Here is a 25,010-nt window from a genome sequence, read left to right as displayed (position 1 = left end):
CAGAACAACAAACCTATGGAGACCTCTTTCATACCACTCTTTGCAATCATAGCCGTTTTGATTATCGCCTTTTTGTTTGCCTCTTTGCCACAGGTAAACCATAAAACGCGATACCGAGTGCTTTATGCAATAGCCATTATCATGCTATTAGCTGTTATCCCTATTAGTGAATATATGGCTGGTGGCATACAAAACTCAAGTAACAATTATCTGCTTGTCCTAATATTCGATATTGCAGTAGGATATTTCTGTATGTACATTGCTGCTTTGCTAAAATTCAACGTTCTTAAACGAAAGAACCAAGCATTAGAAAACGCCTTGACAGAAAAGCAACAAGAAAATGTAGCAATCCTATTGGAGCATCAAAACGAAAAACAACAAGCACTCCGGCAAAGAGAGCTTGAATGGTTAGCTGGGAAAATAAAGATGTTTACCGAAGAAGAACAGGAAGCTATTCTTGCCAGTGCTCTATCATTTGCTGAACATGACTTGATAGTTGCTCCCTCAATAAGCATACAACCTAAAGAAACATGTAGTCAGCAAGAACTAATGTACTTTGTCTGCTCTGCTTTTTACAATATGGATAAAAGTCGTAGTGAAGTTGTGGGTTTCTTATATAAAGTTTTTCCTCTCTATTTTCCAGCAGGAGAAAGTGCATTGGCTAAAAAGATGCCGGGATTGGAAAAAGTAAAAGAGAGGAGAGAGAAAGAATGTAATTAGCGCATATTTTCAAACCATAGAATAGAATTAAAATGAATAATACACTTATAGATAATTCCATAGAAGCACTTTCAATGACAACAACATTGAGAAAATGCTTAGCCATTGATGGTATTAAAACAGTTAGTATTGCCACAGGCTATTGGGATATTCCCGGTTTAGCTATACTACAAGAAAATTTGAGGTCTTTCATTGAAAAAGAAGGAACAACGCTTCGTTTACTTATAGGAAAAGACCCTTATATATACGTAAATCAATTAAAGTCACCTAAATATAAAGATGCAAATTATCCGCTGGACTTCATAAAAACTGATATCCACGAACTTAATGTTACTGAGGAATATAAAGATGCTATACGTCTGCTTCTTGATTATTGTACGGAAAACAATGATTCAAAGATTCAGATTCGTGTATTTCGAAAAAATGAAAATGACGAAACTCAATTTTTACATTCTAAGTGTTACATCTTTGACGGAAAGTCAAACGGCATTGGTATTGGTATCGTGGGTAGTACAAATTTTACACAAAAAGGATTACAAGGTAACGCTGAATTAAACTATATTGAAACAGCTCCAAATCAAGTGTTATCGCTTGATGAAATACCTGGTAATAAATCTCATTTGATATGGTTTAATGAAAAATGGGAAATATCTGAACCTTGGAACAAACAATTCTTAGAACAAATCCTTAAATCTGCACCTATAACAGATGACGTGGAAAAAGAACGCAAAAGTGAACAACAATCATTCACTCCATACGAACTATATATCAAATTGCTACAAATTAAGTTTGGTGACATTGTAGACAAATCACTCGGACAACAGATAGAAACTTATCTGCCAGCGAACATCCACAAACTGGAATATCAAATAGAAGCTGTTAAGAGGTGTATCGGCATTATGCACGAACATGGTGGCTTTATGTTGGCAGATGTGGTGGGACTTGGCAAGACGATTATTGGTACGCTCATCATCAAGCGTTTCTTGTCCGTACCAGAAGACGATGGACGAGAACGTAAAGTATTGGTCATTACTCCTCCTGCCATTCAATCGGGTTGGAAGAAGACTATAGCCATGTTCGACAAAAATTCTGACGAGAAGATTGCGCCATACATTGACTTCATTACAACTGGACGCATCGGAAATGTTGCCGAAGATGAGAGCTGCGAAGATGACGATGACGACAGCCGCGATTCTGGCGATTTTGGTGGAACACTCCAAGAAAAGAATTATGGCTTTATTGTCATTGACGAAAGCCATAAGTTCCGCAACAGTGCCACATTGATGTACCAGTCTCTTGATGAACTGATACAGAAGATTTGTTCTAATACAGGGGTATATCCATACGTGGGTCTTCTTTCTGCCACACCGCAGAACAACCGACCAAATGACTTGAAGAATCAGATTTACCTTTTTGAGAGAAACCACAATGACAGTACATTGAAGAAGGCTGAAAGTGGTAATATCGAAAGGTTCTTTGCAGATGTCAACCGAGAATATGAATCGCTGATAGATAGAAGCAACGACATACCAGCAGATGAGCGCCGCCAACGCTTGGATGCCGTGTCAAAGAGACTACGTGATTGCGTGTTAAGTGATATTCTAGAACGCCGAACAAGAACTGACGTTGAGAAATATTACAAGGATGATATGGAATCACAAGGCTTGATATTTCCCAAAATTGTTGGACCTAACAATCTTGAATACATCATGGATGACGAGTTGGCTCAACTGTTCTCTGATACTATGACAATCATTGCTCCAACGGAGGCAGAAAAGTTGCAGACTGACGAGTGGTTAAAATATTTCCGCTATCGTGCCATTGAATATTTTACTGACCCTGCCAACGAAAGAAAACATACTGGTCGAGGCAATCGTGGTGTCAACGACGTTGCCAAGCAGCTTGCAATCATCATGCAGATTCTTCTTGTGAAGCGTCTTGAAAGTTCGTTCACTGCTTTCACCCAATCCCTGTTGAACCTGCGACGTTACACAGAGAACATGATTAAGATGTGGGAGAACGACACAATTTTCGTTTGTCCGCAAATTGACGTAAACAAAGAACTTGACTATGAAACCAAAACATTGAAACGTGGTAGACGTGTTTCGTTTAATGATTGTGTAGAAGAAATCAGAGCCAAGATAACAAAATTGACGGAACAAGGGCGTAACGAGAAGGGACAGAATGCAGAATATAACCGCAAAGACTTCAAGGAGGAATACTATATCCAACTGAAAGAAGACTTCCGACTCATTTCTAATCTCTATGATCGATGGGCGAAAAACCCACAAGACCCGAAATTTGATGCATTCAAAGAGAATATCAAGCCAGAATTGTTTAATCCACAAAAGAATACCTCTGGAAAATTGGTTATCTTCTCGGAAGCTATAGACACAGTACAATCGCTTGCGAGAGCGGTAAAGGCAAAGGGGTATAAGGCACTTGTCATTACTGCTGCCAATCGTGATGAGATGGAACACACGATTGAGGAAAATTTCGATGCCAATTACGAAGGTGTTTGGAAGGATGACTACAATGTTATCATTACAACAGAGGTCTTGGCAGAAGGTGTGAACCTCCACCGTGCCAATGTTATTCTGAACTATGATACTCCTTGGAACTCCACTCGCCTGATGCAGCGCATAGGTCGTGTAAACCGTATCGGCAGTAAAGAGCCTTTTGTCTATGTTTATAACTTCATGCCAAGTGCAGAAGGCGATGCGCAGATTCAGTTGGTTCGCAAGGCACATACCAAGTTACAATCCTTCCATGTCCTGTTTGGTGAAGACAGTAAGATTTTCTCGGAAGAAGAAAGTGTGGTACATTACGATATTGCCAAAGCTGTTGACGGTGAGGAATCACCTTTGCAGAAGTATGTATATGAACTGAAACAATACAAGGATACTCACCCTGAACGTTATCTGCAAATAGAACAAGCTGATAAAGACTGGCAGATAGCACAGGCTGCAAGTGGAACGGCATATTTCATAGTAAAAGCACCACACTCTGCAAGGCTTGCAATTAGAATACGTACAGAAGCCGAGGGTCTGTATAACGCCAAAATAATTTCTTTGCTTGAACTGCTTGAAGATATGCGTGTGAAAGAAAATGCCAAACGTGTTCCATTACCAGATAACTGGCGACAGCTTTCGGCAGAAGCCATAAAGACTTATAACCAATACTTTGTCCGCATCAACAAGTCAAGGGCTGGTGACAAGGCTACGGCTGCAAAAGAAATGTTGGTGAAAATTAACAACACACCTAGTTTATCACTACAATCCAAGATTTTGCTGAAAAATGCTCGTAAGTTTATTGACCGAGGAAGTTTTGATATTATCAAAAAAGTATTGGCTATTGGTCAGGAATTAGAAGAGCGGGGTTTACGTCTCTTTGCCATAGAGCAACAAGATATAGACGAGATTCTGGAGCGAGAAATCGGCAAACTCGTAGCCCATGTGGAAAGTAAACAAGGCGAAGCATCTATTGTATTAGGAACCATCAAGTAAACAAATACCCCCATGAATAAGGAGTCATTAAAAGAATATTTAAGCAGCCGATATCAAGGCTGGAGTTCGTTCCTCAACAATGTTATTTTTCCCATTTTCGGTGAAGATGACTTTGAGGATGGTTTTGAAACAGAGCTTTTGGAGAGTCAGCCCGAACGAAGACAACTGGCAGAAGCGACGGGAATACGCAGCATCAAGCAAGTTGGAATGATGTATGTTGGCGTTGAACCTTTACAGATTTTCGATGTGACAGTCAGCGACCGGGTTATGATGGAGCATAACCGTGTGAACATCCAGCGGCTCATCCGTGCTGTCATGGATCAATTCTCTTGTGCCTTCATGCTGTTCCATTACGAGGATGATACTCGTTGGGATTGGCGTTTCACCTATTGCCGAAAGAGTGGCAACAAAGAAGAATCCACCGACAGCAAACGCTATACGTTCCTGCTGGGGCCTGGTCAGTCATGCCGCACGGCAACTGACAACTTCATAGCTCTATACGACAAAAGGAATTCTCTTGAAATTAAAGACATCGAAAATGCATTCAACGTTGAAGCTCTTTCTAAAGAGTTCTTTGGGAAGTACAAGGCTCAATACGAAGCTTTTGTCAATTACATGGTTGACCCTACAAACGGAATGCGTCAACACTTCATTGATACAGGCTTTGACCATACGGGTATGGCTGCTGACAAAATTCGTGACCGTGAGGAAAAACCCATTCGTGACTATGTGAAGAAACTTCTTGGACGCATTGTGTTCCTGCACTTCCTCCAAAAGAAAGGCTGGCTTGGCGTTCCTGCAAGCAAGGAATGGGGCGAAGGCGATCGTGATTTCATGCTGAATATTTTCAAGAATGCAAATGAACGTCAAAAGGAAAACTTTCTTGATGACATATTAGAAGACTTGTTTACAGAAGGTTTAGACCGTAACCGTTCAGATCAGGGCGACCTTTACGACACAAAAGTAGAAGGCTTCCGCAACTGTCGTATTCCATATTTGAACGGCGGTCTGTTTGAACGTGACATTCTTGACAAGAAGCCCAGTCATTTTCCTGCCAGCTATTTTAATGGCCTGCTGACAATGCTCTCGCAGTACAACTTTACCATCGATGAAAATGACCCAAACGATGCAGAAGTGGGCGTTGACCCAGAAATGCTTGGACGCATCTTTGAAAACCTGCTGGAGGACAACAAGGATAAGGGTGCATTCTATACGCCGAAAGAGATTGTGCAGTACATGTGCCGAGAAAGCTTGATAGCATATCTGCAAACAGACATGAGGGAAGAAGACAAGGAGTGTATACGTCAGTTTGTGACAACTCACGATGCATCCCAGCTGGGCGAATTAAAGGAATACATTGATCAGAAACTGTACGATGTGAAGATATGCGACCCTGCAATTGGCTCTGGTGCTTTTCCAATGGGATTGCTGCGCGAACTGTTCTTCTGCCGTTCTGCTATTGAGCCAAACATTGTAGAGAATGCAGCTAACATTAAACGTCACATTATCCAAAACAACATTTATGGTGTTGACATTGAACGTGGAGCAGTGGATATAGCCCGACTTCGTTTCTGGCTCTCACTGATTGTTGACGAAAAGTCACCAGAGGCTCTGCCTAACCTTGATTTCAAGATTATGCAGGGAAATTCCCTTCTGGAGCAATATAAGGGTGTTGACCTTTCAACGATGACAGAAAAGAAAATAGGAGCTGGTGAAAGTCTAACTTTCTTTGATAGCATGTTAGATGTTTATCGCAAAAATCTACGCGACAAACTTACTGAATATTACGCTTGCCCTGAACATGACAAGAAAATGCAGCTGAGAAAGGACATTGCAGATATTGTAAAGCAGGAACTCGTTGAACAAGGTATTCATATTGATTTTGAAGATATGGACTTGTCTGCAAACAGTCAGTTCTTCCTCTGGCATACCTGGTTCCATGATGTTTTCTCACGACCCTCAAAAGAGGGCTTCGATATTGTCATTGGCAATCCACCGTACGGAGCGAAATACGACAACCAAACAAAGAGGTATTATAAGAATACCTATGTGACGGCAAATAGCATCCGAGGATTACAGAAGGGGGCTCTTGATACATATACACTATTCATAGAATTGGGATACAATCTGCTTAGGAAGAATGGGAGTTTTGCCTATATCGTTCCAATATCCTTGACATCAAGTGATTCCCTAACAGGCGTACACCGTCTTTTGATGGGAAACTGTGATACCATATACATATCATCCTATGCAGTACGTCCTAAGCCTGTTTTTGAGAACGCTGTAGTAAACACTTCGATACTTCTTTTTAAGAAGACTGAAACGCCATGTCAGTATATTTTCTCAACCAAGATGCACAGAAGAGGGAATGAGTTTGAATTACAAAGGCTCATTGATAATTTGCAATTTGTTGATGTGAAAGGGCAAACACTTTATGGTCGTATTCCAAAGATAGGTTCTGAAATAGAGAAAACCATCTTAAACAAACTCTTCAACTATACAAAGTTAGGATCTCTTATCAAGACTTCAGGGAGTCCAATCATATATAGGTTTGCAGGAGGGCGATATTTCAAAGTCGTAACAAATTATAGTACCGGTTCATCAGCAGAGAGAACTATCTATTTCGCTAATTCCAAAATCGCAGATGCTGTTGGCTGCATACTCAGTAGCAGTTTGTCATTTTGGTTCTATCAGATTTTTTCTGATAATTTAAATTGGAAGACATACGAGATAGAGAATTTCACAGTTCCACAGCTCTCAGCTGAGGATATTGACTATCTTGACAAGTTGTATTCTCGTTATCTTTCTGACATAGAGGCAAAAGCTAATATCAGAATAACTTCTGGAGAGTCCACCTATAATGTTGATTCATTCAAGGAATACAAAATTGTACGCTCCAAAGCCATCATTGATGAGATAGATGACTACATCTGTCCGCTATACGGATTGACGCAGGAGGAAACCGATTTTATCAAAAATTACGAATTAGAATTTAGGTTGGCTGGAGAATGAATGATAATTGGAGGATAATCCCTCCAATTATCATAATCTTTCCTTTCAGAATTAACGCTTATTCAGCATTTCGATATTGATAGTCATAATTGATTAAAAATTTTATTTCAATCTCAGATAAACCATATTTTTCTCCAATAAATTTATCAATTGCATCAATATGCATTTTAGATTGTCTTGCAAAAAAACATTTCAGTCCCGTTTTAGTTGTCTGGCTCTTTGAATATAAATCATTAAGATAAGTATCATATAAAGTATTTATTTTATCAAGTTCTTCATCTGAAAATGATTCGAATGGGATAGGAAACATTTCTAATTCGGATGATCGTAAGTTATGCCAATCTGAGTGTATCAGCCAAAACCAATAGAAAAGGTTACTTGACAAGGCTGCTCCTACAAGACTTTGATATTTTTCTCTGACTTTCAATTCCCCTTCTGCAGAAGAATGAGTAGGAATCTTAGTTATTATTTTATAGTACCTACCACCTGCCTTCCGGTAATAAATAGGTAAACCTTCTCGTTTATACACATCTTTTATTGTTGTGACACAACGCTCTAATTTGCATAATATTCCTAATTCTATTTCATTGCCTATCTTTGGAATTCTCCCATTGCGAATATGATGAAGGGCATTTACAAACTTTAGGTCATCTAAGAGTAACCACAGAGATTCATCAGAATAGCGTTTGTTGATATGCGTAGTCATAATTCTTGTGGCCTTGTTGCTGGATTTTTTAAAACTAATAATGGATACTTGTTGTTCTGCACTTTCAAATATACGGCGTGGTCTGTCTCCATATGAACTGACATAGATTTCGTCACAGTGATTTATTAGTAGTCTATGAAGTCCTGACATTGCATCGGAAGCAGTAACACTTAGTGGAACAATAAAGATTGCATTTCCTTTAGTGTGTAATATTTGGTAACCTAAATCAATGAAAAGCGAAAAAGTATCTAAAGATCCTTTTTGTATATTAGGTATAGTTTGAGCAGATGTAAATATATGTTTGAAGCATGCTTTGTCTATAGATGAAATTTTAGCACCATACGGTGGATTGCCAATGACAATATCGAAGCCCTCTTTTGAGGGTCAACAATATGTCATTGATACAATGCTTCCACAAGATTATTGAGCTGTTCTTCCAATTCAGAGTAATCGGTATTTGTTTCTCGAATAAGAAGAATCTGTTTTGCAATTTCGCCAATAGCGTTTTGTATTTCTCTTTGCGGAACAGGTATTGGAAGATTACGAATATGTTCTGGATATATGTGATAGTCACCGCCTCGTTGGTCTGTCAACAGCTGGTCTGCCATAGAAGAATTAAGGATGCCAAGCAAATAATACAGGTCGACCTTCTCAGACAGAGATTCCATAGCTTCACGGTTATGTTTACTGAATTTCTTTACACTAGAAGATATGCTTTTATTGCTAACATCTTTCAAATCTTTCCAAAGAATAGCACAGTAGATAGAGTGATTATGCAGAAAGTGTTCTTCTGCATCTATTGTCACGTTGATAGTTCCTAAACAATTCATGATAAGTTTTGGACGGTCATACAACTCGCGAAAAGTTGGACGGCGTAGTTTCTCTGGGCAGCGTTCCGTGTTCCATTCAAGATAGCGTACACGTTTGACTTGAAATTTGTCTATATCCTTTGCTTCAATATACTTTCTACAATGGATAGCATCGTATGTGTCACTTATCAAATCTTCTTTTTTGAATGCTCCTTGGGCATCCTTCTCATTGGCATTAACAACCATTCCTACGCTTATATAGCAGAAGTCACCCAATACATTCATATTAGCAAAACGGTTTCCTGTTCTTTCCTCTTCTGTCAAGTTCCAAACATAATTCTTCTTGTCCAGTTTTAATGCCTTTGGAGATTTGCTTAACACTTCACGGATGGTCTTGTCCTCAAAGATTTGTGTGATGCGAAGTTCACCCTCTGGTTGACTGTTCTGAATAAATGGAATACAGTTACTCACTGTGGCATTCTCAAAAATCTTTGTTCCATTTAGGTCGGCTATTTCCAACAAACGATACTCTTCTACAATCATCTTACGGAGTTTCTTTCCATACTTTTGATTTGTCAAAGGATATGGGACTATCATAGAAAATACTCCATTGGGGCATAGTAACTGCATACCAAGTTCCATGAAAGGAACATACAAATCCCACTTCTCATTAAGCGATTTATACTTCTTGCTTGCCACTATACGCTGCCGCTGTTCGTTCAATTCTGGTGATGCTATCTGTGTTGGCGCACTGATGTATGGTGGGTTACCAATGGCTATGTCGAATCCGCCCCCATTTGAGGGTCGCTTCTGTAGTACATAGAAATCAATGATAGATACCATACTCTTCCCATCCTTCTTGTTGACAGTTTATAGGCAAATGAAGCCCCGTATAAACGAGATAACGATATAATGTAGTTTTTGATACTTTCAATCTTTTAGATATAACTGTTTTTTCTGTTCCTTTAGCCAATTCTTTTACAATATAATCGTGCTTGTTGGCACATTTGGGATTAAGTCTACAACGAAAGCCACGACAATGTCCGAGCATTGCCCCTTCTGCTTTTTTTCTCGCTAACGCCTCTTTTGTACGTTGACTGATAAGATTGCGTTCAATCTCAGCTGACAATCCGAAAGCAAAGGCAAGGACTTTACTTTGTATATCTTCCCCAAGTCTATAGTTATCTTTAATTGTCCATACCTTACATTCTTTTGTCATACAGATATTCAAGATTTCCATAATCATAAAAAGATTGCGTCCAAGACGTGAAAGCTCACTACAGATGATAATATCATCTTTGCGTACTTTACGCAGTAAACGTCCAAGCTGTCGTTTTGTGTAATTTTTCGTTCCACTAATAGTTTCTTCAATCCAATCGCCAATTGTCAACTCATTATTATTACAGAAATTACTTATCTCAAAACGTTGGTTTTCTACAGTTTGTTTGTCACTGCTTACTCTAATGTATCCGTAAATCATAACTCTTAAAATTATATTAATATACACCAATATAAAAAATTCCTTCACAATTGATTAAAATGTAAAGGGATAAATTGGAGCAAACAGTATATACGTAGAAGCATATACTAATTTTCCCCTTTTATTGCTATCTGCTTTTCTATCAAGTTCTGATTCTGTTCCTTCACTGCCCTATACATAGAATAATACGCAAAGCTCTCTTCCTTATACTTCATACTACTAACAGAAACAGCAACGGCCCATATCATAATAACGACAATGAAGACCATGACATATCGTAGCTTAATATGATAGCCATATATAAACAACCCACTGATATTAGGTGGAATAACGGTTACAGGGCTTTTCAATTCATTGATTTTTGCTAATATCTCATCCTGCCGTTTCAATATACATCGGGTATTAGTTTCGATAGTTATACGATTCTGATTGTAATCGCAAACGTGCCGATAAAGATATTCAAGAAGTTTGGACTTCTGCTTGAATAAATCAATGAGTTTCGGAAACCATAGCGAAAACGGCAATGTGTTAGGCTGCTGTTGCCAGATATGTTTCTTGATCACAGACAAGGCTTCATTCCAGCAAGTACAGAAACTTTTGGCAATTCCAGTATAAATGGTCTTTTCATCAAATTCCACTTTTACAGATTGTTCCGATTTAGAAACAGTGACATTCTGTTTTTCAATACACTCTTTCAGTTCACTGATACTTTGGCGCAAATTTGCAAGATTTGCAGCTATTACATCTTCTTTCATTATCTTCTACGTTTTGAAGGTTTATAAAAAGGTTCGCTTCTTTGGTTATCCTTGTCTTTATCATCCCGCCCGCCTTGTTCATTGTTGGTTCCTCCACCTCCACCGGGAGTTATGACTTGATGGGGTTGAATAATCAGTTCCGCAGCTACATCACCCAACATAGTGCAAAGGTTGTTGAAGCTCAAATCACGGTCAAGTTTAGAACCAGCAATGCTAAATTCATCCATACAAAAGGATATACCACGAATTTTATCAGAGTTCTCAGCATGATTAAAACGCATATCTATGCCCTGACCTTTGAGCGTACTAATAAAGTCATTCCAAGAACGAGAATTTACCTGCGCATCAAGAACTGAAGAACGAAGATTATACTTCCGTAATTGGTGAGGACGCAAACGACTTTTATTTCTGGCTTTACTATTTTTAGGGGCAAAGTAAAATCCATACTCTTTAGTCAAAGCACGACAAACTTTTGCATTGCGTATTCTTTCATTGCTGTCAGAAATAAGATTGCCTTCATTGTCTATCCGATTGAATACCAAATGGCAATGAGGATGTTTCGTGTCGTGATGCCGGGCTATGATATATTGAGTATTACGAATCCCCATTTGTTCCATCCATTTCTTGGCAATCTCCACCATCAGCGCATCTCCTTCTTCATTATCGGGAAAACGGCTAATGTCTTGCGAAGAAAAAGCAAGTGATACGTGTTTCACCGGACTTTTTACTTTCGGGCGCATGGATGCTTGTATCTGAAAAAAATCAGCGATGGCTTTATTACTAATGGTGCAGACTCCTTCGTGTGCCAAAAGTGTGGCACTCTTTTTCTTGTTCTTTTGGTCATTGGCGTAATTCACTATTCCTCCAAAATCGGTTCTTGTTTTAATCTTTGCTATCATGGCAGTTGTTCTTTACTTGGGTGATGATTCTATTGACTTCTGATATGATTGAGAAGCATTGTTGCTTGACAGCTTCCAAACCATAAGTGTGCATCTGGTGGGCAATCTGATTGACATTATTGGCGATACCGGAAAGGTCACGAATAGCCGATACCATTTCAGGACTGATGCGTTGACAGACTTGACAATCCATTGCAGCCTGATGGCAAAATTCATTGACAGACAATCCAGCCTGCTCCGCTTTGGATTGGATATAAATGTAGTCGTTCTCGGTAAACATTACCCGAAAACATTTCGTGCGTTTCTGATAACTCGCCAACTTAGGGCGACCACCAAGTTTCTTATCCTTCATACTTATCTAAACTTTTATGTTCATAAATTGATTTTTTGAGAGTGGCTGTTCTATCCGCTTGCCGCATAGGTTTTAGTGACACTAAAACACAAACTTGCCACTCAAAAAATCTTCCTATATTTCCCTTGTTCTATTCGGCTTAGTTTGCCATCTTTGATAAAGGCTTCTATCCACTTGTTTGCCGTACTTCCATTCTCGCCCAAAGTTAAAACCGCCGCATCATAATCTTTCTTTGTGAAAGTGTCAGGCAACATATTATAAAGGGTGTTCCTTCGTGCATAAACGCCTGTCTCTTGCGAAACGGTATTGAATCGTTTAGACTGATTTCCTGACAAATTCAGATAAATGAATACGGCATGATAAAGCAGGGTGTCGCAAATACTCATGGCTACGGAATAGTCAAACTCATGGCAAACCAATTGTACAGTCTCGTCAGAAGAAGATTTGTGAATCACATTATCCAAATGTCGGACAACGGTCAACACCATCATTATACGATAAGCAATCAGTCCCATCCGTCTGACTACTCCTTGCATCTTGTTATCCACTTCGTCACAACATTCCTCATTCACCCGACTGAGATATTCAATAAAGTGTTCCTGTAAATCAGAGGGAAGAGAAAAGGAATAATTACCCTGCCGTACAAAATTCTCATGTAAATGGCAGAATTTATCTCCCAACAGTTTGAACATGGCATTCTTGGATTGGGAAATGTCGCTTGTGGCAAACACATTTCTTATACCTCGTTTGAAGCGGATAATATAGAAACAAAAGCGACTCATCAATCCGTTCTCTGCATCAGGTATCAATCTTCTTACCTGTTCTGGAGTTCCAGCCAAAGCTACCGATACTCTCGGATTGGCTACTTCACAATACTCTCTATCCTTACGCCTACTCAAACTTACCAATTCATGATGGAATGCCTTTCGCAACACATCGGAGTAATTGCCGTAGTCCGATTTCAAAGTCTGACTTAACGTGTCGCCCTCCGATTCAAACAGCAGCCCGATTCCGTCATTATCTCCTAATATCTTCAAGAAAGAGCTTGCGCTACTATTGGCTGGAATCACGAGCATACGCATGGGCGGTTCAGTTGGCATAGCCATTCCATCGGTTTTCTTACCTTTAATATATGTGTTCATTGCTTCTTTATATTCCTGTTCCAATCGTTTGGAAAGTTCATGCAAATGGCGGTTGATGGGGGCTACCAATTCACGGCATAGAGTCAATGCTCCTTTTCCCATACCGGCATCCGCTACAACAAACAGATAGAGGTTGGGATAAACAATGCGTTCATCGTACACGCCACAAACATTATGAAAGCATACCGACAAACACACAATAGCCCCGATTAATATCGTATCACGGTCATCTACCGAAATGGAATTATTGACAACCTCATTTAGAAAAGGAGGAAGATGCTCAAACACACATTCAGGAAATGTAGGAAGTTCTTCTTCTGATTTTATCCATTTACCCGTTTTACCATTTTGGATATTTGGCAAAATGGATAAATGCTCTTTGAAGAACGGAGCCAATGAGATTCCAGCTTGATTTGCCAAATGGAAGAAAGAACGGATAGTAATGCCTTGCCCTTTGGAGTGCAGACAATGCGTGTATTGTTTATCCGTTTCTTCCTTTTGATAGGTAGGGTAAAACCTGCTGATGCGGTGGTAATACTCCCGCCCGTTCTCTCCCAATCCATCCACAAGCGCAAAGCCCAACTCCACCCAATCTTTATAATGAGGGGCTATATCAATGGCACACTGTTCTATCTCCCGAACAACACTTTCCACATCATCCTCCACCTTATTATATATAGGGGCAATACTTGGTGTATGTGCCTGTTGTATTTCAGAAGGGACATTCTCCCAATCTTGGGCGGAAAATATTTTCTTCGACATCATCTTTGTATTTAGGGTTAATATATGCTTGTGGGTCGTAGGGTAAGAAGCATGAACGAGCCACATCACTGCCGGACATATCCACCAATGGCAAACCTGTCGCTTTGATACAGTTGGTAACAGCCTTGAAGTACCGGGAATGTTCCCAGCCTTTCAAATCAACAGGTATTATCCACTTCAATCCATTACCGGATGGACTGACAAATAACAGTTCTGTATCAAAATACTCATGGTTAAGTAATTGTTGCTTTAACCTCCCTATGTTATCCACATGATCGAAATCCAAACACATCAATCCTGAGTGCATAATCAGTTCCTTTTCATTCCGTTTTCGGAATAATCCCGAAAAAGTACAATAGTCAAAATGGGTGGCTTTGTACCTTTTGGCTTCGGGAGAGGACTGCATCTGCCGCAGGTTCTCGGTTTGTGGTTGGGCATAATGTCCGATGACATAACGATACACATCCACAATACCTATAGCCCTCATCGGTTCGATGTTTTGAATGGGCTTGCGAAAGAATGAAAAGCAATAGTCGGTCGTTTCCATCATCTGATAATCTTTTTAGATTCGACAAATCGTCTGGCTTCTTCCATTAAGTCATCTTGGGTCTTGTGCGATTTGTTCTTCAGCCAATCGTCAATCTCTGATTGCAGGAAAGCCAAAGCCTTGTTTATTTTATGTACGGGAATCTGTTTGGTTGACACCCATCCATAAACCGTTTGTTTGGCAGGATGTGATGGCAGATAAGCACAAAGCTCATCTATATCCATCCACTTGGGTGAGTTACTTGCCTGTTTATGCTGCAAGGCATTCACTTTAGATTGCAGTACTTCTACGGACTCAATCAGGTAGGACAACGCATTCGGCATTTCCTCCAATGAATTTACTTTATAGGCCATTTTTTCTTCGTATTAAAATTTATGCCGCAAAAGTATAGGGATGCTTATAGGTGCTAAATAGGTGCTTGACCGCCACCAATCAACCGCTCATTTACCACTGACAGATTTAAGTTTCATTAATACGAAAATTTATTGGGCAACATAATAAATGGGGAATAAACGACTGTTTGGACTAACACATTCTTTACTGAACACCTCTATACTACAAAATACCCCTCAAAAAGTTGATGCTTCATGAGGGGTAAACGGTGGTAAGTATATGATTGGTATTACATAAGTCGTTGGTGCTCAATGGTGGATATAACCACCACAACCTATAAATCCAAATTTTCTATATGCAGTGTATTGGCGGCTTTCTCTTTTTGTTCGTTTACGATATGCGTATAAATCTGCGTGGTTTTGACGTTAGTATGTCCCATCAAAGACTTGATGGTGTATATGTCAACGCCATTTTCCAGCAACAGCGAAGCATAGCTATGCCGCCCACAATGGAAGGTGATGTGCTTCTTGATACCGGATGCTTCTATCCAGACTTTCAACGGGCGAGAAATCCAAGAGGCATCAGTCAATCCTTCAAAAACAAGTGCTTCATCATCGTCTGGACGTATGCCGCATAGTTGAAGTGCCTGTTGAATGACTGGCTTGTAATCGGGCCTTTTTGTCTTTTGCTGAATTACTACTGCTTGCCATGTACCTTTGCTTGTTTGCTGAATTTGTTTCCATTTCAAAGTTTGAATATCACTATGCCGCAATCCAGTGAGAATAGAGAACAAGAACGCACGTTTCAAAACATCATCCTTGCAAGGAGTATCAACCAACATTTGCACTTCATTCATGGTAAGCGCAACACGAGGCTTCTCTATGTTTGTTATTCCCTTTACTTTCGCGCTTATATCAACGGTCAGATATTCATCAATGAACGCCTGTTTCAGTCCGGCTTTAAGTATGGAAAAATAGGTTGATGCCGTGTTTTGTGAGATAGTACCTTTCTTATTCCCTCCCATTGGAGCACGGAGAAGGAACATCTTTATATCTTCAAGCAGTTTAACGGAAATCGCCTTGAATGGAATTGGTTGCCCTTGTGAATACATTTTCAATAATTCACCTACACGCCTCCAGTTGACTATAATCGAATCGGAACTATTGGGATGACGTGTGCTTATAATACGATTGAAATACTTGATAAAATCCTGTTCGCTCCGCTCATTCTGTGCAGCGATTTCGTTTTCCTTATCAGTGTATAGGATGGCACTATCGTATTCATGCTGCCGTAACTTCCGCACATTGTCGGCATAGATGCAAGCCTCTTGGTCTATCGTTGAACGGCATTGGATAATTCCATTCAAATCACGTTTAGGCTTATAGTTGAATGTTCCATCCGGCAAGATTCGTGCTATGGATGACTTATCCCAAATGGGTGTGGATATAGTTCTGTTGATAGATTCCACCACACGGCTTGCCCGTTTAGAACCTCGCTTATACACTGGGTATGACTCTATAATCAGATACCACTCTTCTTTATAATTCGACCTTCTGAGTTTGACGGTCACTTTGGTATTGGGTAATGCTTTCTTCATAACGACTTATACAATTTATCAATTTCAGATTTGGGAACATAAACATAGTTACCGATTTGGCGTGTAGGAATAGAATGACGGCGTATGTGCTTAAACACACTGCTGTCATTGATATGGAACTTCTTTGCGATCTCTCCGATGGTGTAACAATCTTTGGGTTCAAAGGACAATGCCTCCTTTTTTCTCTTTCTACTCCCTGCCTTTGTTTTGAAGTGTTCATCCATATACTGCCGACTAAGGCGTATCAGACGCTGACCAAAATTGTATGACGGTATCAAGCCTTGCCGTATCATACGATAAAGAACGTCTTTACTAATTCCGTAAATCAGCATAGCTTCCTTTACGGTTAGATACCCCTTACTGGATGGTATTCGTCTAATCAGTGCTTGGCGTATCGCTTCTTTCTCTTTTGCGATTTGTCTTTTCTTATACGCCCTCTTGGAACAAGCAGGGCAACAATACTTCGACACTAATGTCGGAGGAGTAAAGATTTTACCGCACTCCTCGCAACTTCTTTGAATAGTGTAATTTCCTCTTGGCATATTCTTCTCGTTTTAAATGGTTTATATCAATTTAAGTTGTACCTTATCGCCAAATAAGACGTGTCGCAAACATGTCGCAAATAAGAGATAAAAAAGCCCATAGAAAACACATAGCAACCATGAACCCCATAAATGCAAAAAGCGTGCAACTCATTGAGCTGCACGCTTTTGCTTATTGTTTATTATCTGTTCCCTTATCGGAATCATTTCACTTCCTCAAAGTCAGCATCCTGAACGTTATCGTCTTGTTTGCCGTTATTTTGTCCAGCATTAGCCTGACCTGCGTTCATATCCGGACCAGCCTGTGCACCACCTTGCGCACCGCTCTGAGCGTACATTTCAGCACTTGCAGCCTGGAATGCAGTATTCAGTTCGGCCATAGCGCTATCGATAGTTGCCATATCCTGAGCCTTGTGAGCATCTTTCAGTTTCTGAAGAGCTGTTTCGATCGGAGCTTTCTTATCTGCCGGCAACTTATCACCCAGTTCCTTCAACTGAGTTTCAGTCTGGAAGATTAAACTGTCAGCCTGATTCAACTTGTCGATCTTCTCACGCTCTTTCTTATCTGCTTCTGCATTAGCCTCAGCTTCTGCTTTCATCTTTTCGATCTCTTCTTTGCTCAAACCGCTGGAAGCCTCGATACGGATAGCCTGTTCCTTACCGGTAGCTTTATCTTTAGCAGATACTTTCAAGATACCGTTGGCGTCAATATCAAATGTAACCTCGATCTGAGGAACACCACGGCGTGCCGGAGCAATGCCAGTCAGGTTGAACTGACCGATTGATTTATTCTGTGCAGCCATAGGACGCTCACCTTGCAAAACATGGATGGTAACCTCGGTCTGATTGTCGGCAGCAGTAGAGAATGTTTCGCTCTTACGTGCAGGAATCGTAGTATTAGCGTCAATCAATTTAGTCATCACACCACCCAGAGTTTCGATACCCATTGACAACGGAGTTACATCCAACAATACCACACCTTTGATTTCGTCAGTCAGTACAGCACCTTGAACAGCGGCACCTACAGCTACTACCTCATCCGGATTAACACCCTTTGAAGGAGTTTTACCGAAGAAATCTTCAACCAACTTCTGTACAGCCGGAATACGTGAAGAACCACCTACAAGAATTACTTCATCAATATCTGAGTTACTCAAACCAGCATCTTGCATTGCTTTCTTACAAGGTTCAAGACAAGCCTGAATCAGATTGTGAGCCAAAGATTCAAATTTAGCACGAGTCAGAGTCTTAACCAAGTGCTTAGGTACACCACCTACCGGCATGATATACGGCAAGTTGATTTCAGTACTTGTAGAAGAAGACAGCTCAATTTTAGCTTTTTCAGCTGCTTCTTTCAAACGCTGCATAGCCATCGGATCCTGAGTCAGGTCAGCACCTTCGTCATTCTTAAATTCCTGAACCAACCAGTCGATAATTACCTGGTCAAAGTCATCACCACCCAAGTGAGTATCACCGTTTGTAGAAAGTACTTCAAATACGCCACCGCCGAATTCCAGAATAGAGATATCGAATGTACCACCACCTAAGTCGAATACGGCAATCTTCATATCTTTGTGAGCCTTGTCGAGACCATAAGCCAACGCAGCTGCTGTCGGTTCGTTTACAATACGTTTCACTTCCAGACCGGCAATCTGTCCGGCTTCTTTTGTGGCCTGACGCTGTGAGTCAGAAAAATATGCAGGAACAGTGATTACTGCTTCTGTTACTTCTTGTCCCAGGTAATCCTCAGCTGTCTTCTTCATCTTCTGCAGAATCATTGCTGAAATTTCCTGCGGAGTATATAAGCGTCCGTCTATATCTACACGCGGAGTATTATTATCACCCTTCACCACTTTATAAGGTACACGTGCGATTTCTTTCTGCACCTGATCCCAATTTTCACCCATAAAACGTTTGATAGAGAAAACTGTACGGGTAGGATTCGTGATAGCCTGACGTTTTGCAGGATCACCCACTTTACGTTCGCCACCGTCTACAAATGCTACAATGGAGGGAGTTGTACGTTTACCCTCACTATTTGCTATTACTACAGGTTCGTTTCCTTCAAATACAGAAACACAAGAGTTTGTAGTTCCTAAGTCAATACCAATAATTTTTCCCATGATCGTTATTCTTTTATTTATTATTATTTCAGTTTCTTTTGTCCGGTTATTCCCGCACCCCCTTCAGGAGTTTGTCTCAAACGGACGACTATAAAAAAACAAACCTTGTGCCAAAAGGTTGAGTAAGATCGAAAGTGACAGGATTCTGACAGAAAGTCAGATTTTGACATTTTCATGTCACCCAAAGGATGAAAAAAAGTCAAAGTTACAGGGAAATAAAATAATAATTCCCCGCCCTGAAATGGACGAGGAATTATCGTTGAGATGAAAAAAGAGAAAGTAATATCTAAAGTCTTTCAATCCACTCTCCAGGTATGGTTATGCGAAAACATCCCATAGTATGAAAACGGATTATTATCCGTATTTCTGTTTCCGAAGTATCGAGTTCGCCCACCAGTCCATTTAAAGAACCTCCGGTGACACGAACCATAGGAGCCGGCTCCGGACAATCAGGTATCCACTCCACAGCAGTATCTATATGAGAAAACAATAATTGATAACTGTTCACCTGCCATTCCGGTATCCGATATTCCCATATATTTTGAGGAATAATTAATCCTTGTATTCCGGACAACTGCAAAACATCAGATTCTGAAGCCCGGATAAGAATGCAACGAGTTATCTGTGGTAACAATGTTTCCTTGGGACGGCCCTGCCATTGATAAGTAATTTTCCGCAATGGAAGATAATTCCGTACTTTTCGTTGATCCAGTTCTTGTTTTACACGTTGCTCTGCCCGCGAAGCTGTAAAAGCAAGATACCAATGACATGACTGTTTCTCCGCCATTTCGGGCTTTTCATTTATATTCATCTATCTCTTATTTTGTTAAACTCACCATAGAAGCAACCATTGCAGCAATAGAAGCCATGGAACTACTCATGCCTACTGCTCCGGACACAGTAGCTTTTTTCCGTTCTTCTTTAGTGGGAACGATTATTTCACACCCGGGCTCAATGGCATTTGCCGTATTGTGTCTTAATCGGGAAACAGTGCCATTCATATATACAACATAGGCACGTCGCTTCAAGGCCCGGTTGCCAAAGCCGCCGGCTTGACCTATATAATAATCAATTCCACTTCCTTTTTGATAAAGAACCGTATTGGGATACATCACAGCTCCGGTAATGGTCACAGTACTGACATATTTAGGAATAAAAAGTACATCTCCCTCACGCAACACCAAATCTTCATCGGACTTTGGTTTTGCTAATGCTTTTTCAAGTTCAATACCTACTGAATAAGTCTGATCGACTTCCAGAGCAGCCAAAGATACCGAATCTTTTCCGGTTCCCTTAACGGCAAACCGGACTGCATCTTGTCTTTGCCGGATTTCATCAGCTGTCATCCTACGCATCAGGCGTGCACCTTTTACATAGGCATCTTTCGACAATCCTCCGGCCTTAGCTATCAGATCACTCAACCGTTCATTCCTTTTAGTCAGCGCATAGTTGCCTGTGAATATTACTTCTCCATCAACCGTCACATTCGCCTGTTTCTGATAGCCCGGGCTTCTACGTATAAAAACCATATCATAAGGTTCCAATTCAAACACCCTCTTTGCTCCTATCAATAGGCCATTCTCCAATTCAACCGTAAAACTTTTCCCTATTACAGAAGAGGAAGAGGTGCTTTTAGCATCTTTAATACGCCGCGATACATCGATACGAGCCGTTGAAGCTGATTCCAACAGACCACCGGCTTTTAAAATCAGATCCTGGATAGTCATATTTTTAGCAAAAGGAAAATATCCCGGATTTGCCACATCGCCATAGATAGCCAATGTTCCTTCCTTTTCCAGTTCCCGGATACTCGATATATAAAGTACATCATTTTTCTGAAGGGGTAAATCCGGAATAATACCTTCCATCAATTTCCTTAAATCAACAGGAATCATTTCATGTGACAGGTCCTCACGCTCTCGCTTAAGCAACGCTCTATTAAGAAAAGCATCCCCACGAAGCCCTTCGGCCTGACAAATCAGTTGTTTTATAGTTCCTGTCAAACTGTCCAGTTGATACATACCGGCACGATATACTGCCCCACGAACTTCCACTTTATTAGAGAAACGATCTAATACCGCCTCCACGGAAACTTCATCATCATCAGTCAGAATAAAGTTTTCATAATCCACTTTATCTACATTATATATTTGCTTCTCTCTTCCGCTACGACGCAACAAACGAAGCGTATTCCGATAAGCATCCCCCGTAAAGCCGCCTGCATAGTTGATTAAGGCAGCCAGAGACTCTCCCTGTTTCATCTCATAAATCATCGGTCGTTTCACTTTTCCTAAAATACCGACCAGATTCTCATAAGGAGAGACCAGAATCACATCTCCTTCCGACAAACGGATATCATCTGCCAGTTTTCCCTCCATTATATATTTATATACATCCACATCAGCTACCTTTTCACCGTTCCGCACGACTTGAATCGTACGCAAGCTGCCAATTCGATTGACCCCTCCGGCCCGATACAAAGCATGAAACACTGATGCAAAAGCAGATAACCGATAGGTACCGGGAACTTCAACCTCCCCCATGACATTGACCATAATGGAACGTATCTTCCCTAATGTCACCTTGATATGTACCGATTCTCCGGAAATAGCTGCATAGATTTTACTGAACTCACGTCGTAAATGCCGCTCGGCCTCTTGCATGTTCATACCACTCAGATAAATAGGACCGATGTTCTCCACCACAATACTTCCTTCGGGAGAGATAGTCTCTCTTACCGTATTTTCCGAAGTTCCCCATATATCAATTATCACTTCATCTCCCGGTCCTAACATATAGTTTTCCGGGGTAGGAATATTCAGATTAGGTTCAAATGACAAGTTCCGACTTGCAAATATATTGCGTCCAAAAACCTGAGTTTGTTCGCTCTGTCCTACTACTTTTTGCAGCTCTTCCTGTTGAGCCCTTACCCATCCAATAAATAAAAGAAACAGTAAAAAGACTAATACTTTCTTGCCCATTTTCCTAAGTTATTCTATAAGATTATTTTTCTTCTTAAATCTCCGAAAATCATAAAGTATCCATATCAGACAAGCAAGCAGTCCCAATATTACACTTCCAAGAATCAATCCTAATAAAATCATAGTAGTTAGCTTTTAATATATTCTCAATAAAACATTCTTATTATCAATGTATTACATCTAAAAAAATGTGTTTTTAAACGTACGTTTAAAAACACATTAAAAACAAGTGATTCGTTAAAGGGAAAGATTTATAAAATCATAGAGATAAAATGAAAAGAAAAAGAACAGACATTGATTTGAGAATGAGTTTATTTCAATAATAATGAAAGTTAAAAGGAAGTCTTTTTATTAAACACTTTGTGTATTTAAATATTAGCTTTATCTTTGTGAACAAATAAACGTACGTTTAAAAACACATTTTCATCAGCTTTCCCTTTGCTCGTATTTACGGCATTTTCCTTATTAGGCAGACCTATAATCCGGAATAATCCTGTATTTTTGCACCACGACTAATCAATATTTAAAGTATGATGAACCGATCTTCTTTTATTCTTTTTGTACTAATATCATTTCTGCTCACTGCTTGCAAAGAAAAGCAGAAAGCAACACTCACTGTCGAAGAAGGTGTTCCGGCCCCTCTTTCATATGCAGAAGGATTCGGAATAACACATTCTCCTGAATACACTACAGTAACAGTATATAATCCCTGGAAACCGGGAGAGACCTATGATATCTATTATCTTGTGAAAACCGAAGATCAGCCTGTCCCTGCCAACGGTCACAAAATAGTGATCCCACTAAAAAGTATTATGACCAACTCAGCTACTCATTTGGGGTTTCTTGAACTTCTGGGGGAATTGCATAAAGTGACAGGGGTGTGCAACTCGGCCTATATTTACAATCCTACCATTCTGCAAGGTGTCAAAGAGGGTAAAATAAAAGATTTGGGCGATGCTTTCAATCTGGACATAGAAAACTTACTTTTATTACACCCACAGGCCGTAATGACTTCTGCCTACAATACCGAAGACGAAAACAGCCGACGTATGAAACAAACGGGATTGCCTATCCTATATAATATTGAATGGCAAGAAAAATCTATTCTGGGGCGTGCAGAATGGATTAAATTTGTCGGAGCCCTTTTCGACAAAGAAGCATTGGCTGACAGCATTTTCGGGCGAATAGCTAAACAATACAATGAAGTAAAAAAGAGTGCCGAGAAATTTTCATATGCGCCTTCTATACTTTCCGGGCAAGATTACAGGGGAACCTGGTCTATGCCGGGAGGAAGAAGCTATAGTGCACAACTCTTCCGCGATGCAGGTGCCAATTACTATTATGCCAACGACACAACAGCTTCCGGTAGTATATCCAGCAGTATTGAAGAAGCTCTGATACATTTCAACCAAGCTGACATATGGGTAGGCGTACAAGCCAATACTTTGGAAGAGTTGGGACGAATGGACTCGAAATACAAACTATTCAAATCATATAAAGACGGCAATGTATACCATATAAACAAGCGGACAAATGCTACTGGTGGAAACGACTATTGGGAAAGTGGAGTAGCTCGTCCAGATCTATTATTGAGTGATATGATCAAGATCGTTCATCCGACACTATTGCCTGACTACGAGTTAACTTACATGGATAAATTAAGAAGTGAATGAAAAACTACCGGCTGTTTTTATTATTAATCATATTGTTAGTCATTGCTTTCATGGCAGATATTGCTATTGGGAGCGTCAACCTCTCCATACGAGACGTATGGGATACACTTACCGGAGGCAGTGACAATCTTATCTATCGTGAAATTATCATCAATCACCGACTTCCCAAAGCATTAACAGCAATTTTAGCAGGAGCATCACTTTCTGTTGCCGGAGTATTGATGCAAACTCTGTTTCATAACCCACTGGCCGGTCCTGACGTATTGGGAGTAACTTCCGGCGCCAGCCTGGGAGTAGCCTTACTCACTTTAGGCACTTCTTCGCTTCCTTTGTGGCTTATAGCAGGATGGGGGCAAGTGACAGCTGCTATCATTGGGGCTATAGGAGTTTTATTATTGGTAATAATCGTTTCTATCAAAATACCTCAGACTGTCTCTCTGTTAATCATAGGCATGATGTTCGGCAACTTTGCCGGTGCCATCGTCAGTATCCTGCAAAGTATGAGCAATCCGGATACTCTCAAGCTTTTTATTACCTGGACCTTTGGCAGCCTCTCTTCAGTGGGCTGGGAACAGATGAGTGTGATGGCCCCTGTCATTGCCTGTGGAATTCTGACTGCATTGCTCTTGCAAAAGCAACTCAATATTTTGTTGTTGGGAAAAAACTATGCCAACGGATTGGGAGTCTCTGTGATCAGATTACGCCTTTGGATTATTCTGGCCACTGCACTTTTGGCCGGAACTTCGACGGCTTTTACCGGTCCTATAGCCTTCATAGGCATCACCATGCCCCATGTAGCCAGAGGATTGTTTGGGAGCCCTAATCACCGTATTATTCTTCCGGGCTCCATACTGTGTGGTGCCATTACGCTGTTAATTTGCGACTTAATTTCTCAAATGCCCGGAATGCAGGGTACATTACCTATCAATGCAGTAACTGCTTTGTTTGGCTCTCCAGTAATCGTTTGGATCATATTCCGCAACTCATATCTAAAATAAGAAGAACCATTATTATACTAAACCTTAGTTAAAAGATACAGAGAAGGGTGTCCCACGTGGGACACCCTTCTCT

Annotated in this window: 19 protein-coding genes and 1 pseudogene; 5 read left to right on the top strand and 15 right to left on the bottom strand. The window is 40.3% G+C overall.

Annotated features, from left to right (window positions below; all coding sequences use genetic code 11):
* The first annotated feature begins 15 nt into the window (after positions 1–15).
* From DBK98_RS09915 to DBK98_RS09905, 3 genes are read left to right on the top strand one after another with little or no spacing between them, the layout of a single operon-like run.
* Positions 16–720 carry a hypothetical protein gene (locus DBK98_RS09915; RefSeq protein ID WP_005818837.1) on the top strand — a complete coding sequence of 235 codons (705 nt, stop codon included), beginning with the start codon at positions 16–18 and terminating at the stop codon, positions 718–720.
* Between the two features lie 32 nt (positions 721–752).
* Positions 753–4,226 carry a helicase-related protein gene (locus DBK98_RS09910; RefSeq protein WP_011109349.1) on the top strand — a complete coding sequence of 1,158 codons (3,474 nt, stop codon included), beginning with the start codon at positions 753–755 and terminating at the stop codon, positions 4,224–4,226.
* A 12-nt stretch (positions 4,227–4,238) separates the two neighbouring features.
* Positions 4,239–7,238: an N-6 DNA methylase gene (locus tag DBK98_RS09905; RefSeq protein ID WP_032535521.1), complete on the top strand. Its 3,000-nt coding sequence runs from the start codon at positions 4,239–4,241 to the stop codon at positions 7,236–7,238.
* Positions 7,239–7,296: 58 nt separating this feature from the next.
* Here the strand turns inward: DBK98_RS09905 and DBK98_RS23205 are convergent, their stop codons facing one another.
* The 15 genes and pseudogenes from DBK98_RS23205 to DBK98_RS09835 form a co-directional block, all read right to left on the bottom strand.
* Positions 7,297–7,944, bottom strand: coding sequence for a hypothetical protein (locus DBK98_RS23205; protein WP_032535520.1), 648 nt, complete (start codon positions 7,942–7,944; stop codon positions 7,297–7,299).
* A gap of 75 nt (positions 7,945–8,019) precedes the next feature.
* Positions 8,020–8,265: pseudogene (locus DBK98_RS23200) on the bottom strand (hypothetical protein); the annotation flags it as partial.
* 74 nt (positions 8,266–8,339) lie between these two features.
* A complete protein-coding gene (locus tag DBK98_RS09895; RefSeq protein ID WP_011109346.1) occupies positions 8,340–9,596 on the bottom strand; it encodes an Eco57I restriction-modification methylase domain-containing protein in 1,257 nt (418 codons plus the stop codon).
* A complete protein-coding gene (locus DBK98_RS09890) occupies positions 9,580–10,233 on the bottom strand; it encodes a master DNA invertase Mpi family serine-type recombinase (RefSeq protein ID WP_005818830.1) in 654 nt (217 codons plus the stop codon). Before DBK98_RS09890 ends, DBK98_RS09895 begins: the two co-directional genes overlap by 17 nt.
* Before the next feature lie 107 nt (positions 10,234–10,340).
* Positions 10,341–10,988, bottom strand: coding sequence for a hypothetical protein (locus DBK98_RS09885; protein ID WP_004313932.1), 648 nt, complete (start codon positions 10,986–10,988; stop codon positions 10,341–10,343).
* Complete coding sequence (locus DBK98_RS09880; protein WP_004313935.1) at positions 10,988–11,887, bottom strand: relaxase/mobilization nuclease domain-containing protein; 900 nt, start codon at positions 11,885–11,887, stop codon at positions 10,988–10,990. Before DBK98_RS09880 ends, DBK98_RS09885 begins: the two co-directional genes overlap by 1 nt.
* The gene (locus tag DBK98_RS09875; protein WP_004313937.1) at positions 11,871–12,239 is read right to left on the bottom strand and encodes a MobC family plasmid mobilization relaxosome protein; all 369 of its coding nucleotides are present in this window, start codon (positions 12,237–12,239) and stop codon (positions 11,871–11,873) included. Before DBK98_RS09875 ends, DBK98_RS09880 begins: the two co-directional genes overlap by 17 nt.
* A 101-nt stretch (positions 12,240–12,340) precedes the next feature.
* Positions 12,341–14,143: a DUF3987 domain-containing protein gene (locus DBK98_RS09870; RefSeq protein ID WP_032535519.1), complete on the bottom strand. Its 1,803-nt coding sequence runs from the start codon at positions 14,141–14,143 to the stop codon at positions 12,341–12,343.
* Positions 14,094–14,693, bottom strand: a complete 600-nt coding sequence (locus DBK98_RS09865; protein ID WP_004313940.1) for a BT4734/BF3469 family protein — start codon at positions 14,691–14,693, stop codon at positions 14,094–14,096. The genes DBK98_RS09870 and DBK98_RS09865 overlap by 50 nt, the downstream gene beginning before the upstream one ends.
* Positions 14,690–15,043 carry a helix-turn-helix domain-containing protein gene (locus tag DBK98_RS09860; protein WP_004313943.1) on the bottom strand — a complete coding sequence of 118 codons (354 nt, stop codon included), beginning with the start codon at positions 15,041–15,043 and terminating at the stop codon, positions 14,690–14,692. The genes DBK98_RS09865 and DBK98_RS09860 overlap by 4 nt, the downstream gene beginning before the upstream one ends.
* 314 nt (positions 15,044–15,357) lie before the next feature.
* Complete coding sequence (locus tag DBK98_RS09855; protein ID WP_005818825.1) at positions 15,358–16,620, bottom strand: site-specific integrase; 1,263 nt, start codon at positions 16,618–16,620, stop codon at positions 15,358–15,360.
* Complete coding sequence (locus DBK98_RS09850) at positions 16,617–17,162, bottom strand: helix-turn-helix domain-containing protein (protein WP_011109344.1); 546 nt, start codon at positions 17,160–17,162, stop codon at positions 16,617–16,619. Before DBK98_RS09850 ends, DBK98_RS09855 begins: the two co-directional genes overlap by 4 nt.
* 203 nt (positions 17,163–17,365) lie before the next feature.
* Entirely contained in the window at positions 17,366–19,285 is a 1,920-nt protein-coding gene (gene dnaK, locus DBK98_RS09845) for a molecular chaperone DnaK (RefSeq protein WP_005775948.1), read from the bottom strand.
* 286 nt (positions 19,286–19,571) lie between these two features.
* On the bottom strand, positions 19,572–20,096 hold the full coding sequence (locus DBK98_RS09840) for a UpxY family transcription antiterminator (protein WP_032535518.1): 525 nt from the start codon (positions 20,094–20,096) through the stop codon (positions 19,572–19,574).
* A 7-nt stretch (positions 20,097–20,103) separates the two neighbouring features.
* A complete protein-coding gene (locus DBK98_RS09835) occupies positions 20,104–22,266 on the bottom strand; it encodes an SLBB domain-containing protein (protein WP_005809804.1) in 2,163 nt (720 codons plus the stop codon).
* Between the two features lie 533 nt (positions 22,267–22,799).
* Here DBK98_RS09835 and DBK98_RS09830 point away from each other — a divergent pair.
* Positions 22,800–23,939, top strand: coding sequence for an ABC transporter substrate-binding protein (locus tag DBK98_RS09830; RefSeq protein WP_032535530.1), 1,140 nt, complete (start codon positions 22,800–22,802; stop codon positions 23,937–23,939).
* On the top strand, positions 23,936–24,937 hold the full coding sequence (locus tag DBK98_RS09825; protein WP_005809813.1) for an iron ABC transporter permease: 1,002 nt from the start codon (positions 23,936–23,938) through the stop codon (positions 24,935–24,937). Before DBK98_RS09830 ends, DBK98_RS09825 begins: the two co-directional genes overlap by 4 nt.
* Positions 24,938–25,010 lie beyond the last annotated feature (73 nt).

Origin of the sequence: Bacteroides sp. PHL 2737, assembly GCF_004115325.2 — a bacterium.
Taxonomy (GTDB): domain Bacteria; phylum Bacteroidota; class Bacteroidia; order Bacteroidales; family Bacteroidaceae; genus Bacteroides; species Bacteroides hominis.
Note: the sequence above shows the minus strand (reverse complement) of the source record. Positions and strands in the feature narration are given on the sequence as shown.

Bases quoted from the DNA above. Each gene is read 5' to 3' on its own strand.
- DBK98_RS23205 (WP_032535520.1), bottom strand. From the start codon at position 7,944: ATGACTACGCATATCAACAAACGCTATTCTGATGAATCTCTGTGGTTA.
- DBK98_RS09840 (WP_032535518.1), bottom strand. From the start codon at position 20,096: ATGAATATAAATGAAAAGCCCGAAATGGCGGAGAAACAGTCATGTCAT.
- DBK98_RS09885 (WP_004313932.1), bottom strand. From the start codon at position 10,988: ATGAAAGAAGATGTAATAGCTGCAAATCTTGCAAATTTGCGCCAAAGT.
- DBK98_RS09830 (WP_032535530.1), top strand. From the start codon at position 22,800: ATGAACCGATCTTCTTTTATTCTTTTTGTACTAATATCATTTCTGCTC.
- DBK98_RS09890 (WP_005818830.1), bottom strand. From the start codon at position 10,233: ATGATTTACGGATACATTAGAGTAAGCAGTGACAAACAAACTGTAGAA.
- DBK98_RS09860 (WP_004313943.1), bottom strand. From the start codon at position 15,043: ATGGCCTATAAAGTAAATTCATTGGAGGAAATGCCGAATGCGTTGTCC.
- DBK98_RS09905 (WP_032535521.1), top strand. From the start codon at position 4,239: ATGAATAAGGAGTCATTAAAAGAATATTTAAGCAGCCGATATCAAGGC.
- DBK98_RS09865 (WP_004313940.1), bottom strand. From the start codon at position 14,693: ATGATGGAAACGACCGACTATTGCTTTTCATTCTTTCGCAAGCCCATT.
- DBK98_RS09870 (WP_032535519.1), bottom strand. From the start codon at position 14,143: ATGTCGAAGAAAATATTTTCCGCCCAAGATTGGGAGAATGTCCCTTCT.
- DBK98_RS09875 (WP_004313937.1), bottom strand. From the start codon at position 12,239: ATGAAGGATAAGAAACTTGGTGGTCGCCCTAAGTTGGCGAGTTATCAG.
- DBK98_RS09850 (WP_011109344.1), bottom strand. From the start codon at position 17,162: ATGCCAAGAGGAAATTACACTATTCAAAGAAGTTGCGAGGAGTGCGGT.
- DBK98_RS09910 (WP_011109349.1), top strand. From the start codon at position 753: ATGAATAATACACTTATAGATAATTCCATAGAAGCACTTTCAATGACA.
- DBK98_RS09915 (WP_005818837.1), top strand. From the start codon at position 16: ATGGAGACCTCTTTCATACCACTCTTTGCAATCATAGCCGTTTTGATT.
- DBK98_RS09855 (WP_005818825.1), bottom strand. From the start codon at position 16,620: ATGAAGAAAGCATTACCCAATACCAAAGTGACCGTCAAACTCAGAAGG.
- DBK98_RS09825 (WP_005809813.1), top strand. From the start codon at position 23,936: ATGAAAAACTACCGGCTGTTTTTATTATTAATCATATTGTTAGTCATT.
- DBK98_RS09895 (WP_011109346.1), bottom strand. From the start codon at position 9,596: ATGGTATCTATCATTGATTTCTATGTACTACAGAAGCGACCCTCAAAT.
- dnaK (WP_005775948.1), bottom strand. From the start codon at position 19,285: ATGGGAAAAATTATTGGTATTGACTTAGGAACTACAAACTCTTGTGTT.
- DBK98_RS09880 (WP_004313935.1), bottom strand. From the start codon at position 11,887: ATGATAGCAAAGATTAAAACAAGAACCGATTTTGGAGGAATAGTGAAT.
- DBK98_RS09835 (WP_005809804.1), bottom strand. From the start codon at position 22,266: ATGGGCAAGAAAGTATTAGTCTTTTTACTGTTTCTTTTATTTATTGGA.